This window comes from Tunturibacter gelidoferens (assembly GCF_040358255.1).
Lineage (GTDB): Bacteria > Acidobacteriota > Terriglobia > Terriglobales > Acidobacteriaceae > Edaphobacter > Edaphobacter gelidiferens.
The window spans coordinates 3,804,906-3,817,718 of sequence record NZ_CP132938.1 but is presented as its reverse complement, the minus strand read 5'-3'; the positions used below and the strand labels follow the sequence as shown (position 1 = coordinate 3,817,718).

The window sequence follows — 12,813 nt, the reverse complement described above, 5'->3', positions numbered from 1 at the left end:
GCGCAGTGGAGAGACCCCCGCATTTCGCCCCCTCTTCCGGAACATTACAGCAGTCTTGTCGTTGTTTTTGTTGGTGATCAAACCAAGCGTCAAAAATCGTACGCCAAGCTCTTCTGCATCCGGTTCATCAACGTCCAGAGTTTGAACTTGCCGAAAATCTGACTTCACGGGAACGACCGTCCGTGACATTTAGAGGAACAAAACGTCTTTAGCTTATTCCTACCGGAGAACCACAATTGTTACGGACTCAACTTTGCTTGGCTACCCTCATCTCTCTCTGTTCCGCTGTGGCCGCTCAGAGTCCTGTACCGCCGGACCTCACGCCGCATAAGACAATGCAGATCGCAGTAGATGGCAACGTGAAACTCGAAGTGCTGGATTTTGGCGGTTCGGGACGTACCCTAATCTTCCTGTCGGGAATGGGCCTGGATGGTCACGAGTTCGACGACTTCGCACCAATGTTTCTACCTAACCATCGAGTGCTCGCTATCTCGCGGCGCGGTTTCGGAAAGTCAAGCGCTCCTACACCAGACGAAGAAAATTACTCGGCAGACCGTCTTGGAAAAGATGTCCTCGCGGTGATCACAGCACTGAAAATCAACAGACCCGTTCTGGTCGGTCACTCTCTGGCCGGCGAAGAACTTAGTTCGATCGCGACCAGTCATCCCGAAGAAATCAGTGGCCTTATCTATTTAGAGGCGGGATACCCATACGCGCTGTACTCGCCAACCCTTGGCGATCCGATCATTGATGCGAAAGACCTTCAGCAGCACTTGAACCTGCTGTTTTCTGCTACGCTCCAGACCCGTTCCGACTTTGCTGGCCTAGAAGCATCCGTAGCAAGGTTTGATAAAGATTTGAAAGCGGTGGATCAGAAGCTTGCTTCTCAGCCTGTTCTTCCGCCTCGCCCGAAAGATGCGCCTCCTCCTCCGTCCATTCTTTTAGCGCTGGTCAATGGAGCGCAGAAGTTCACTGGGATCCCTGTTCCGACCCTAGCCATCTTCGCCATTCCTCGCTCGCCTGGCGAAACAACGAGCGCCCAAGCCGACGCGTTCCAGGCAGCAGTTCCGAAAGCTCGCGTAGTGCGTATCGCGGAGGCCGATCATTTCATCTTCCACTCCAACACAAAAGAGGTCATGAAGGAGATGACTGCATTTCTCAGTGGTCTCCCGAACTAACAAGAGGGCTGCTGTCCCTGCAAAACGTCGTTATCGGAAACTTGAAAATATTGGCTCGTGATCCCGTAGGGGATGCTTTTGCTCTCACCATTCCCTCCAAAATTTGTCACCTCGACGCACTAATTGACTCTCGCACTGCGGCCAGAGGAGCCTTCGCATCCAACACAACTCCATGATTCGGACCCGCACTCACACCCAACTCCTTCCATAACTCCGGCAGATCCACATCCACCGGCTTCTCGCTCCACTTCGCGTACATATCGGTCAATACTGTCGTCCCGGTTGCGCGATCCCCGATCTGCAATACTCGCGACAGCGGCCAGTCCTTATCAATTCCACCCCCGCTGTCCACAACTGCGCGCAGAGCATCTCTAAGCCCCTTCCTGTCGTTCGTCTGACGTCGGATCGAAACATCCGCCATCAAACAAAACATCGCTCCACCCCAGTACGTCCGCCCCCAGGTCTGTGTCTCATTCAGGCCGCGATCACTCTGCTCCGGTTCGCCATTGTGCATCTCGTGCAAAAACTCCGCCCACACCCTGGCCTCGGTCAGCCTGCCCGTCCCCGCGCGCGCAATCGGTTCGATGTACGTCGCCAGCCCCTCTTCCATCCAATGCTGATCATCCGGAAGATCCGGCAACGCCGTATGCACAAACTCATGCGTCATCACCCAGTCATCCCTCAGCTCGTCTCTGGTCACATGTTGTCCCAGCCGAACTCGCGTCACGGCAGGGAAGCCACCCATGTCACCCCACGTCGTACCGTGGATCGAATCGGAGTCGCCGGCGATCGGCTCAATCACCACCCGCGCCCGCACCACCGGAAACCTGCCGTAGTACACCGCCACCGAATGCGCCGACTCGTGAACCCACGAGACAACCTCTGCTTGCGAAAGATCAAGATCGCCCGCCGCGAAGTCCACCTGAATCGTCGCCCCTCCCTCGCCAAAGCTCTGCGATGCGACGATCCGCTCCCCCCGCCATCCCCGGTGGCCACCCGCAGTGTTCTCACTCTGCGCGCATCCCACGCAAGCCGGCCAGAGCAACGCCAGGCAAGCGCACATCGCTACGGTTCTCAGCCCCACAAACACCTCATCCCAACCTCGAACCGGAGTCTGCCCGATCGCTCGATCTTCTAATAGGACTCGTCCGCCGACGAAACAGTTACACAGCCCGCGGCACGCGCTTGCTCTCATCAACTTGCCAAAACCTCAAAGACGGCGGGTGCCCCATATCTCGATTTTGAGATGTGGGCATTCGCGCGACAGCGGGAACACCCTTTCCTAACAGGATGCATGATCCCCTCCTCAACATGCTAAAATCACAAGGTCGCGCAAGCCCGCAACCGATCGTAGGCACACGCAAAATCAACACCGAGGTAGTCCATGTCCGGCCACTCAAAATGGGCGACAATTAAGCACAAAAAGGGCGCCACAGACGCCAAACGCGGCAAGATCTTCACCCGCCTCATCAAGGAAATCACCATCGCCGCCAAGACCGGCGGAGGCGATCCCGACGGCAACCCCCGCCTCCGCGGCGCCATCGCAGCCGCCAAGGCCGAGAACATGCCCGCCGACAACATCAAGCGCGCCATCCAACGCGGCACCGGCGAACTCGAAGGCGTCAGCTACGAAGAGATCACCTACGAGGGCTACGGCCCCGGCGGCGTCGCTCTCATTGTTGACGTCCTCACCGACAACAAAAACCGCGCCGTAAGCGAGATCCGCCACGCATTTTCGAAGAACGGTGGAAACCTCGGAGAGTCCAACTCCGTCTCCTGGATGTTCACCAAGAAGGGCGTCATCACCATCGCAAAATCAGCTGCATCTGAAGACAAGCTCACCGAGATCGTCCTCGATGCAGGTGCCGAAGATCTCTCCGACGAAGGCGAAAACTGGGAGGTCCTCACCGATCCCAAAGACTTTGAAGCCGTCACCGAAGCCCTGAAGGCCGCAAAGATAACCCCCGAACACGCTGAGGTTACAAAGATCGCCTCGACCTACACCAAACTCGAAGGCACTCAAGCCAACGCCATGATCCGCCTCCTCGAGACCATCGAAGATCTGGACGACACGCAAAACGTTTATTCCAACTTCGACTTCGACGAAGCTGCAGTCGCCAACGCCAGCCATTGATGCAAAACGGTAGCTAAACCCCCAACGGCCGCCGTTCACAGGCGGCCTTCTTCTGTTGTGCTCAACACCGGAGACCTAAGTGATTAAGCAACTCGCACGCCTCGGAGCGACCGCCCTCTGGACCCTCGCCCTCCTGCTAGCCGCCACCCGACCCTCCTGCGGTCAGGCAATCGTCAGTAACGAGAACAATCCCTTCCTCGATCCCAAAGGCCACCAGCCCTTCGAGATCGGAGCTCTCGTCCAGGGCGGCATCGGCGTCACTGAAAATCGCAACGACTTCAAGTTCCTCATGGCTGGAGTCCACGCCGGCAAGGTCCTCACCCCCAACTTGGGCCACGGCCCCCTGCGCGGCAACTTCGAGTACGCCGTCGAAGTCTTCCCCTTCTGGCAGTCCTACACACCAAAGTTCCAGCGCCCCTTCTGCACCAACCCGCCCGGCACCCCGGAGCAGTGCACCCCCTTCTACACCGTAGGCGGTACCTTCACCGGAGCCTCCGTCACCCCGATCATCCTCCGCTGGAACGTCGTCGGCACAAAGAAATTCTCCTTCTGGGGACAAGCCGCTGGCGGTCTCCTCTGGACAAACCATAAGTACCCAGCCTTCGGCGGACCACCCTACAACTCGCAAAACGACGGCAAATACGCCGACGCCAGTGTCTTCAACTTCACCCCCCAGGGTGGCGTTGGCCTCCACTACTTCCTCCGCCCGCGTCGCTCCATCGACTTCAGCGCCAACGCCGTCCACATCTCCAGCGCCTCCCTCGGAGACCGCAACCCCGGCGTCAACGCCAGTGTTCAGTTCTCCCTCGGCTACACCTGGTGGAAATAACCATGTATCTTTCGCTAACTAAGCTGACTCGCTACCCATGAACCCAGAAGCCATCATCGAGTGCGTCCCCAACTTCTCTGAAGGCACCGACGCCGCCAAGGTCGAGCAGATCGTCGCCGCCACCCAGGTCGAAGGCGTGCGCCTGCTCGACTGGTCCCTCGACACGGCTCACAATCGCTCCGTCGTCACCCTCGCCGGGTCCCCCACCGGCATCGTAGAAGCCGCCGTCCGCGCCGCTGGCAAAGCCGCCGAACTCATCAATCTCACCACCCAGAACGGCGTCCACCCCCGCATCGGTGCCGCTGACGTGATCCCCTTCATCCCCGTCAGCGGAGCCTCCCTCGCCGACTGCGCCGTCCTCGCCCGCCAGGCCGGCCTCCTCATCTGGCGTCGCTACGGCGTCCCCGTCTACTTCTATGGAGCCGCTGCCGCCCGCCCCGACCGCGTCCTTCTCGAAGATGTCCGCCGCGGCCAGTTCGAAGGCCTCCGCGACGCCGCCCTCCGTGACGCCACCCGCCGCCCCGACATCGGCGGCCCCGAACTCCACGAGACCGCCGGAGCCTCCGCCGTCGGGGCCCGCAGCTTCCTCATCGCCTACAACATCCACCTCCACCAGCCCGACATCGCCGCCGCCCGCGCCATCGCCCGCGACATCCGCGCCGCCAACGGCGGCCTCCATGGCGTCAAAGCCATCGGCGTCCTCGCCAACGGCCGCGCCCAGGTCAGCATGAACGTCACCGACTTCCGCATCACCCCCATGCATCACGTCCACGCCACTGTCCAGCACCTCGCCCAACGCCACGGCGTCCTCATCGAAGACGCCGAGCTCATCGGCCTCATCCCCGAAGCCGCCTATGAGCCCGATTCCAACTGGGTTCGTCAAATCACCGGCTTCGATCCCGACGGCAAGGTCCTCGAGCGCAGACTCCACTCCCCCATCGCGTGGCCTCAGCACTAGTTATTCCAAAGCCACCCCTTCTACCACGAAAGTAGCAAGCTTGCTAACAGAAACCTCACCCATCCAGTCTTGCAACTAGCGCGTATTCACGGAACAATGGTGGTATTGCGGCTACACTGCCAGTAGCTCAAGGAGTAAAGGAAACAATGAACACAATCAAGCGCAACCTCTTCACCACCGCCGTCGTCATGGCGACCATGATGGCCCCCAACTTCGCCTCCGCCGCTCAGCTCTCCAGCGACGCCAAGTCGGCCACCCCCAAGGAAGTTCAGCAGCTCATCGTCGTCGACTATCGCGCCATGCAGAACTCCCCCGCCGCCATGGACCTCAAAGACCGCGTCCTCCCGCCCGAACTGAAGCGCCTCGAGACCGCGCTCAAGGGCTCCGGCCTAAAAGTCGACCAGGATGCCGACGTCCTCGCCTTCGCCGCCTTCCGCGACCAGAAAGGCGACGGAACCCGCATCGTAGGCATCGCCCAGGGTCAGTTCCACACCCGCGAGGTCATGGCCAACTTCACCAAGAACAAGGTCAAGCCCACCATGATCCGCAACAACAGCGTCTACCCCATGGGCTCCAACGGCATGAGCGTCGTCTTCCTCAACCAGACCACCATGGTCTTCGGCGACAAGGACGCCGTCAGGGAAGCGATGGACGCCCGTGACGGTATCACTCCCAACTTCCTCTCTAACGGCGACATGGTCAACGAGATGAACGTCGTCGATACCAAGGCCGTCTGGAGCCTCCTCGACGCCAAGGGCACGCAGACCATGATGAAGAGCGTCCTCGGTGACGCCGCACAACTCGCCGACTACGACACCGTCAAGAACCGCATGAAGAGCAGCCGCTACACCATGGACTTCCAGAACGGCGTCAAGTTCGACATGGCCGTCGTCATGTCCGACACCATCACCGCCGCAACCGCCGCCACGCTCATGAAGGGTGTTTCCATCCTGAAGAAGAACTCCGGCACCCCGCTCGAGAAATCCGCCCTCGATCAGACCACCATCGACTCCAACGCCGGCACTCTAACCGTCGACTACTCCTCCTCCGACAGCCAGTTCGCCAGCCTGCTCACCTCACCGCTCTTCCAGTCAGTCGTCAAGTAGCCGCTCACGAACTGCCAAAGAAGCAACTCGCAAAAAAGCCCGGCGTCCGCACTTTACGGACCGGGCTTTTCATCGCAGGTTAGGTCTTTGCCGTCATCCTGACCCTGAGCTTGTCGAAGGGAAAGGACCCCGACGAACTCCCGCCTGCCCAAACCGCCCGTCCCTTTCCACCCACATCTGAAGTCGTCATCCTGAACGGAGTGAAGGATCCCGGCACATTCCACCCACCCATACCGTTCTAGCCGTTCCCGTTCTGCCTCCACCCAAAGTCATCCCACCAGACAATTGCCTGTGTTCTTCCCGTTACCGTCGCACGGCTGTGCTGTCATACCGCCCTGAGCTTGTCGAAAGCGAAGATCCCTATATTTGTAACCATATCTGCTACGTTTTCCTTTCCTCAACGCCCCACAAGCGGTCGATTCAACTCCGTTCGCCAGTTAGCTGGGTCCGGACCAGCTTCCATGCCTGTAAGATATCGCTCCCACAGGTCCTCTGCCGTCTTATACCCATTCTTTGCGATCCAGGCTTCAAACTCGCCCCACCCAGCGCCGAGTCCCGAGTAATCTCCGTGGTAGACCGTCCTCACCACCTTCATCGCAGGCCATACCCCAGCCTGCACCCTGCCCGCAGCCACAATCGGCGCAGCCACCGGCACGCAGATCTCGAAATCAAAGGTCCCCTTTGGCTTGACCAGGTGGTGGGTGAACCAGGGTCCAGCCTCGGCAACCCCTTGCGCGGACGCCGCGGCCTTCACCTCGTTCAATCCAGGAATCATGACCTTTTGAATCTCCGAGGTCGGCACCGTGAGATGAAGGAAGGCCATTGGCAGTGCAACCGTCTCAACGATCTTTGGTGTCTCTATCATCTCGTCTCCTCTGGTTCTTTGTGCTAATTACGACGCAATCGGCAGACTCTTTCAAGTCGTCATCCAGACCCTGAGCGAAGTCGAATGGGGAAGGATCCCGACGCCTTCCACCTGCCCATACCGTTCGAACCTTTCAGCCGAAACACTCCAGCCTTTGCCGTTCTGGATCCGGCGCGGCGCAACCGTCTCCACAGCCTGTGGCGTCTCGATTGTCACATCTATCCCTCGTTCTGTGTGCCAATTTCCAAATCGAATTGAGAAATGGTCGGGTACACCCGTCTTTAGGCAGATCAAGGTTTCAAAACTAGCTAAGGCTGCAAATCAAACGCCGGCCGCAAACTGCCATCCATGTAAAACGGCACCGACGTATGCGCATGTGTGATCCTCCACTGACCAGCCTCCCGCTTCAGATGAAGAGTGGAACGCATCCAGAAGCTGACCAGCCGCGCCCCCGCCTTTGCGGTCGCTTTCATGTGCATAAAACCATGACAGAACGCAACATCGCCGCTGACTGTCACCTCAAAATCATGCGCTTCCACTTCCACCGGCCCATCCCAGGAATCGAACCACGCCTGTTTCTCCCGGCGATCGATTCCAAGATGAGATAGCGGCGGAGCCAGATTGTAGTCGGCCGCATCCGCCGCGAACAACGCCGCAAATCCAGCGGCATCTTTGTCATGATTCGTCTTGCGGAGTTGATCGATCACTGCCAGAACTTCGGCCTGATCCTTCGAAACATCGGTCTGCATCGTTGCTGTCGCCATCGTGGTTCTCCTCTCTAATTAGCTGCCCATACCAAGCCTTTGCTGTCATCCTTGAGGCGCATTAGCCCTGTGTCATCCTGAACGCTCAAGCCTTTGCTGTCATCCTGAGCGTAGCGAAGGATCCCGACGAACTCCATCCTGCCCAAACCGCTCGTCCTTTTCCGCCCCCTCTTCAGGCCGTTGTCCAATCTTCATCGCCCTTTCAAGATGCTGCTGCCTCTGGACGTAGTTTGTGTGCTGTCGAGCTTTAGGTTCAGAGCACTACCGAATCGGCACCCAGACCTCGACGTCGCCCGCGCCGATCTTCGCGTCGAAGCTCTCGCCATAGCGTTCGAAGAAACCCGGCGACCCCGGAGTCCCCAGCGCAAACGAGTATCGAGACTTTGGCAGCCACTCGTGCTCAATCGCACGGCAGGTCTCCGGAAGCTTTGAGACGTGGCCGCTGTGCGTGAACACCGCATATCGTTCGACAGGCATCGTCACCACGCTGAACTCTCCAGGCAATCCCTCTGCACTCCGTACTTCCACTGCCGCCATGTAGCCAAAACCATCCGACGAAGGAAAACAAACCCCATACGCTACCTTGGTAACCGGACCTGGGACTTTATCTAAATAAGTAGTAAAACGCTGCCACAGCGCCGGAATCTCTTTCATCGTTGCCATCGTGTACTCCCCGCGCAGTCCAGCCAGCAGCATAGGCTTTCCGTCTTCAAACCGTGGCGTCTCCAACTCCTCAGAAGGTGTCTTGTCTCCTTGCTGTGGAACTTCTGTCATGAAGAACTCTCCTCGAATCAGATTGAGTGAACAACATCTCAATATAACGGTGAAGGTGATCAATACAAGCAACTGCGATCTCAGGGCCGCCCTTGGCCTTCGCGAGAATGAACGCTCCCTGTAGCGTCGCCTGCGTGTAGAGCGCAAGACTCTGGGCGGTCCACTCAGCATCAACCCCATACTTCTGCATAGCCTCCGCTATGTCCGCCTCCACGGTCGCCGCATGAGTGCTGATGCTCTTATTGCATGCCTCTCGTATCAGAGGATTCGTGTCATAAACCTCCTGCACCATCGTTCCGACAAGACAGGTAAAGTCACACAACGTTCTTCCTTGGAGAATCGCCTTACGAAAGTCCACATAAGCTAGAACGCGATCCAGCGGGTCGGGCAACTCGCGATAGGGTGCGGACGCGAACACGCCACCAGTAACCTCGCTCCAGTGGTCGGCCGCAGCCAGAGCTAGCTCCTCCTTGCTCCTGAAGTGATGGAAGAAGCTTCCCTTGGTCAGCCCCGCCTCTTCGCAGACATCCTCAATGCGTGTCGCACTATATCCTTTGACGCGGATGACGTGCATCGCTGCATCCAGAAACTTCGTCTTCGATTCGTGCCGACTGTCGATCATGAGAGGCCTTCTGTTTGTTGTGAAATAAAATACCAACTAGTGGGTATGCTGTCAATCCATATTTCGCCTCACATTAGGCCTTTCGCAAACCCTCAGTTGTTGCCTTGTCGCTGCCTGTCCCTTTGTTGTCATCCCCGAAGGGGATCTGCGGTTGCCCTTGCCCTTGTCGTTGCCTGTCTTTTGTTGTCATCCCGTAGGGATCTGCTTTTGTTATTGCCGTTGCCCGTTCTTCGTTGCGGATCCCCGCAGTATCCCGTAGGGATCTGCTGCTTCGATTGTCTGCCCGATACGCGGCTGCCTCTTTCCATCTGCGCCTACCCGTGTCAATTGTGCGCGAAGCGAGTAGTCACCGTCGGGGCAAAAATCTGTCAAGCCCTATATTCAACTAAGCCCCATTCCATCAGTAAGATACACGTGGCGTATTAGTTGTATCCCGCAAGCTATACTTAGTACAGAGAGTGCAGAAAATTGACTTCAGCGATCTTCCGAAGAGGAAGTTGACGTAAGTCCTTTGACTGGACGAATTTGCGCGCAACCCTTTTGAAATGACTATTTTGCAGAGAGCTAATTTTGGCAAATCGTTCAATCAAAATGATTTACGGTCAAATACCCCCGGGGAGGTACTTCCCTAGAACGCGAGTACAACGCCGAACACGTTACCCTGGAACGAATATTTCCGGCTGAATTTGGTCCCAAACTTAGCCTGATATCCCTCGAGCCCATCCCGAGTAACGGCAGGGGTCGAGATCGAGCAGTTGGAGTCCGGCGAGGCGAGCTTGCTCTTCCAGCCGCCGGCTATCATATTGCAAAGCTCCCCGATTGCATCGTCCACCATCGGATCGTGCGGCTCGGACGGCGTTCCCAGCAACGCCTCCGCAGTCACCGACGCAGTAGCCTGACTCGCATACAACAGGCACTCGCCGTCCACGGCCCCGGTAAATTGAATCCTTGCCACGATCCGCCCCTCCACCGTGTCGACCTCGCCCTCCAAAGGGTCGCAGCTTCTCTCCAGCATCGTCTCAAAAACTTCCGCGACAGCCGAATCCAGCCGAGTCACTGCCTCATCCTGCGTATTTGACACAATCGTCCTCTTCCCGCTCCAGGTTTATGTTCCGGAATAAATCAAACAGCTCTCAACTAAAGGTCCAACAGAAAGCTTCAACAACGACGAGCAACACCAGAACCGCTTACGCTGCCCGCAACAGAGGAAGCACCCGCGCCTTCACCTGCTCGGCCGTGAACGGCTTGCAAATATAGCCTTGTGCACCCGCAGCGATCGCCCGCAGCACGAAGCTCTCATTGCCTTCCGTCGTAATCATCACGACCGGAACGCCCTGCGCCAGATTCTCCTGCTTCCGGGCCTCCAGAAACTGCAGTCCATCCATCACCGGCATATTGATATCACTCAGAATCAACGCAAGTGCGTCCGAACCTTGATTGTCTCGAAGAGTCTGCAACGCCTCCTCACCATTCGAAGCCTGCAACACCTCGCTGAGTTCGAGGCCTGCCTGTCGCAACGCCCGTTCGATTACCTTTCTCATTACCGCCGAATCATCAATAATTAGCGCTCGCACCGACCCTCCCAACATATCTTCTGGTCTGATTGCTGTATCGGCAGATCAACTGCAACCTTGAACGATCTTGCCCTTAGCGCTTTCTAACGATCGCCTCTCCAACTTCGGCCACCGAACTGCATAGGCTTGTGGCATGGACAGCGGACTCTACGCAGCATACACAGGACTCTTGGCACGCACGCAAGCGCTCGACACTGCAGCCAACAACCTGGCCAACGCAGGAACCTCTGGCTTTCGTGCTCAGCGCGACTACTTCAGCGGGGTTCTTGCGGGAGGCATCGATCAGGACCCCGCGACGGCATCCCAGGTCGGCCAATCCGTAAACGGCTTCGGGGTTCTAGGCGGAAATCGGCTGGATCTCGGACAGGGAGAGCTGAAAGCCACCGGCAATCCGCTGGACCTCGCCCTGGAAGGTCAAGGATTCTTCGCCATCCAGACCTCCAACGGCATCCGGTACACAAGAGACGGAGCCTTCTCCCGCTCCCCCAAGGGAGTGCTGCAAACAAGTCGGGGAGAGGCAGTGCTCGACGCCAACCTCAAGCCCATCACCATCCCAACAGGCAACATCTACGTGTCACCCGATGGGAACATCTCGGTCTCTACAACAGACGGCAGCGTAATTGTAGGCAAGGTTGGAGCCTTCGATTTTTCAGATAAATCAGTTCTCTCCGCTGAAGGTTCTAATCGCTTTTCTGCAAATGAAACAAAACCCATTGCAGCGAATGTTTCGGTAGAACAGGGCTCGGTAGAAGGAGCTAATGAAGATGCCGTTCACGGCACGATGCAACTGGTGCTGGTGCAACGACAGGCGGAGATGATGCAAAAAGCGTTGAGCGTCTTCAACAATGATTTCGATAAAACGGCGTCAGAAGATCTTCCTCGAGTTTGACCAAAAGTCCATATTTTATAGAGTTCTATACAAGACAAGGAGCTTGAAATGATTCGTGCACTTTATACAGCCGCAAGTGGAATGAGCGCCCAGCAGACAAATTTAGATACCATCGCAAACAATCTGGCGAACTCGGGGACTGCGGGTTTCAGACAGCGTCAAGTGCAATTTGAAGACATGATCTATCAAAATCTGGTCACTCCCGGATCCGCCGAGACACAGCAGACTCTTTCGGCTGGCTTGCAGGTTGGTCTTGGTACCAAGACAGCAGCCAGCGAAGTAATTATGACGCAGGGCGATCCTAACAACACCGGCAACCCATATGACCTTGAGATTCAAGGCGCGGGATTTTTCCAGGTTTCTCTTCCCGACGGAACCATTGCTTACACGCGCGCTGGGAACTTTCACTTGAACAGTCAGGGCACGATTGTAACCTCTTCTGGGGATACGATCTTGCCTGCGATCACGATCCCGTCTAATGCTACTAATGTCGTGATCTCTCAATACGGCGTTGTAACTGCAACGCTTCCTGGACAGACAAACGCCGCGCAGCTTGGCACCATTCAGCTTGCAACTTTCCCTAATACGGGTGGCCTGAGTTCCATCGGCAGTAATTTGTTGCAACAGACAGCATCCTCCGGCAATCCCATCACGGACACTCCTGGGGGGACCAGCGGAATAGGAACACTGCAGCAAGGGTATCTAGAAAATTCGAACGTTGATGTTGTCGCAGAGTTCGTGCAAATGATTCTGGCGCAACGTGCCTACGAGAGTAACTCTAAAGTAATACATGTCGCCGATGACATGTACTCACAGATTAATGGTCTCGTTCGGTAGACCGCCATGTCCGATACCTTCTCAGTATTCAAAACGATTGGCAGAAGTTCTTTTCTCTTACTGCACGGAACATGGCTTACCAGTACAGCTCTCGCAGTCTGTTACAAAACGCCAACTGATGCGATAGCCGTGGACGTCACGAGCTCATCGTATTCGATATTGGAGAGCGGTGGTTATCGTGTGGCGAGGATTCAGTCCGACCCGGTTTTGAGGCAGAGTTGGGCGACGATTATTCATTGCGGTCATCCAGGATGGCCCGCGGTCGCTCTTCCATTGCCCGATT

The 12,813-nt window shown here is 56.9% G+C and carries 14 protein-coding genes; 7 read left to right on the top strand and 7 right to left on the bottom strand.

Translation table 11 applies throughout. The annotated features are described in order from the left end of the window. Window positions 1-335 precede the first annotated feature (335 nt). Window positions 336-1,178, top strand: coding sequence for an alpha/beta fold hydrolase (locus RBB81_RS16705; RefSeq protein ID WP_353071429.1), 843 nt, complete (start codon window positions 336-338; stop codon window positions 1,176-1,178). A 106-nt stretch (window positions 1,179-1,284) separates the two neighbouring features. On the opposite strand, the gene RBB81_RS16700 is transcribed toward RBB81_RS16705, so the two are convergent. After that, the gene (locus tag RBB81_RS16700) at window positions 1,285-2,262 is read right to left on the bottom strand and encodes a hypothetical protein (RefSeq protein WP_353071428.1); all 978 of its coding nucleotides are present in this window, start codon (window positions 2,260-2,262) and stop codon (window positions 1,285-1,287) included. A 300-nt stretch (window positions 2,263-2,562) separates the two neighbouring features. Between RBB81_RS16700 and RBB81_RS16695 the strand changes: the two genes are divergently transcribed. The 4 genes from RBB81_RS16695 (at window position 2,563) to RBB81_RS16680 (ending at window position 6,205) form a co-directional block, all read left to right on the top strand. Further along, entirely contained in the window at window positions 2,563-3,312 is a 750-nt protein-coding gene (locus RBB81_RS16695; protein WP_179583931.1) for a YebC/PmpR family DNA-binding transcriptional regulator, read from the top strand. A gap of 79 nt (window positions 3,313-3,391) precedes the next feature. Beyond that, window positions 3,392-4,141 carry an acyloxyacyl hydrolase gene (locus RBB81_RS16690; RefSeq protein ID WP_348641528.1) on the top strand — a complete coding sequence of 250 codons (750 nt, stop codon included), beginning with the start codon at window positions 3,392-3,394 and terminating at the stop codon, window positions 4,139-4,141. Window positions 4,142-4,178: 37 nt separating this feature from the next. Next, window positions 4,179-5,099: a glutamate formimidoyltransferase gene (ftcD, locus tag RBB81_RS16685; RefSeq protein ID WP_353071427.1), complete on the top strand. Its 921-nt coding sequence runs from the start codon at window positions 4,179-4,181 to the stop codon at window positions 5,097-5,099. A 146-nt stretch (window positions 5,100-5,245) separates the two neighbouring features. Continuing rightward, window positions 5,246-6,205: a hypothetical protein gene (locus RBB81_RS16680; protein WP_353071426.1), complete on the top strand. Its 960-nt coding sequence runs from the start codon at window positions 5,246-5,248 to the stop codon at window positions 6,203-6,205. A gap of 397 nt (window positions 6,206-6,602) precedes the next feature. Here the strand turns inward: RBB81_RS16680 and RBB81_RS16675 are convergent, their stop codons facing one another. The 6 genes from RBB81_RS16675 to RBB81_RS16650 all read right to left on the bottom strand — a co-directional run bounded on the left by RBB81_RS16675 (window position 6,603) and on the right by RBB81_RS16650 (window position 10,771). Next, window positions 6,603-7,070 (bottom strand): GyrI-like domain-containing protein, encoded by a 468-nt coding sequence (locus RBB81_RS16675; RefSeq protein ID WP_353071425.1) that lies wholly within the window; start codon window positions 7,068-7,070, stop codon window positions 6,603-6,605. Window positions 7,071-7,378: 308 nt separating this feature from the next. Beyond that, entirely contained in the window at window positions 7,379-7,834 is a 456-nt protein-coding gene (locus tag RBB81_RS16670) for a YybH family protein (RefSeq protein WP_353071424.1), read from the bottom strand. A 261-nt stretch (window positions 7,835-8,095) separates the two neighbouring features. Then, window positions 8,096-8,608 (bottom strand): GyrI-like domain-containing protein, encoded by a 513-nt coding sequence (locus RBB81_RS16665; protein ID WP_179583923.1) that lies wholly within the window; start codon window positions 8,606-8,608, stop codon window positions 8,096-8,098. Next, window positions 8,568-9,230 (bottom strand): TetR/AcrR family transcriptional regulator, encoded by a 663-nt coding sequence (locus tag RBB81_RS16660; protein WP_353071423.1) that lies wholly within the window; start codon window positions 9,228-9,230, stop codon window positions 8,568-8,570. The genes RBB81_RS16665 and RBB81_RS16660 overlap by 41 nt, the downstream gene beginning before the upstream one ends. Before the next feature lie 628 nt (window positions 9,231-9,858). Then, a complete protein-coding gene (locus RBB81_RS16655) occupies window positions 9,859-10,311 on the bottom strand; it encodes a chemotaxis protein CheX (protein WP_179583921.1) in 453 nt (150 codons plus the stop codon). A 106-nt stretch (window positions 10,312-10,417) separates the two neighbouring features. Continuing rightward, complete coding sequence (locus RBB81_RS16650) at window positions 10,418-10,771, bottom strand: response regulator (RefSeq protein ID WP_246373429.1); 354 nt, start codon at window positions 10,769-10,771, stop codon at window positions 10,418-10,420. Between the two features lie 202 nt (window positions 10,772-10,973). On the opposite strand from RBB81_RS16650, the gene RBB81_RS16645 reads away from it, so the two are divergent. Beyond that, a complete protein-coding gene (locus RBB81_RS16645; RefSeq protein WP_423248026.1) occupies window positions 10,974-11,693 on the top strand; it encodes a flagellar hook-basal body protein in 720 nt (239 codons plus the stop codon). 48 nt (window positions 11,694-11,741) lie between these two features. Continuing rightward, a complete protein-coding gene (gene flgG / locus RBB81_RS16640; RefSeq protein ID WP_179583918.1) occupies window positions 11,742-12,530 on the top strand; it encodes a flagellar basal-body rod protein FlgG in 789 nt (262 codons plus the stop codon). The last annotated feature ends 283 nt before the right edge of the window (window positions 12,531-12,813 follow it).

Excerpts from the sequence above, each read along its gene's own strand:
- ftcD (WP_353071427.1), top strand. The coding sequence starts at position 4,179 with ATGAACCCAGAAGCCATCATCGAGTGCGTCCCCAACTTCTCTGAAGGC.
- RBB81_RS16670 (WP_353071424.1), bottom strand. The coding sequence starts at position 7,834 with ATGGCGACAGCAACGATGCAGACCGATGTTTCGAAGGATCAGGCCGAA.
- RBB81_RS16660 (WP_353071423.1), bottom strand. The coding sequence starts at position 9,230 with ATGATCGACAGTCGGCACGAATCGAAGACGAAGTTTCTGGATGCAGCG.
- RBB81_RS16705 (WP_353071429.1), top strand. The coding sequence starts at position 336 with ATGCAGATCGCAGTAGATGGCAACGTGAAACTCGAAGTGCTGGATTTT.
- RBB81_RS16650 (WP_246373429.1), bottom strand. The coding sequence starts at position 10,771 with ATGAGAAAGGTAATCGAACGGGCGTTGCGACAGGCAGGCCTCGAACTC.
- RBB81_RS16665 (WP_179583923.1), bottom strand. The coding sequence starts at position 8,608 with ATGACAGAAGTTCCACAGCAAGGAGACAAGACACCTTCTGAGGAGTTG.
- RBB81_RS16680 (WP_353071426.1), top strand. The coding sequence starts at position 5,246 with ATGAACACAATCAAGCGCAACCTCTTCACCACCGCCGTCGTCATGGCG.
- RBB81_RS16695 (WP_179583931.1), top strand. The coding sequence starts at position 2,563 with ATGTCCGGCCACTCAAAATGGGCGACAATTAAGCACAAAAAGGGCGCC.
- RBB81_RS16675 (WP_353071425.1), bottom strand. The coding sequence starts at position 7,070 with ATGATAGAGACACCAAAGATCGTTGAGACGGTTGCACTGCCAATGGCC.
- flgG (WP_179583918.1), top strand. The coding sequence starts at position 11,742 with ATGATTCGTGCACTTTATACAGCCGCAAGTGGAATGAGCGCCCAGCAG.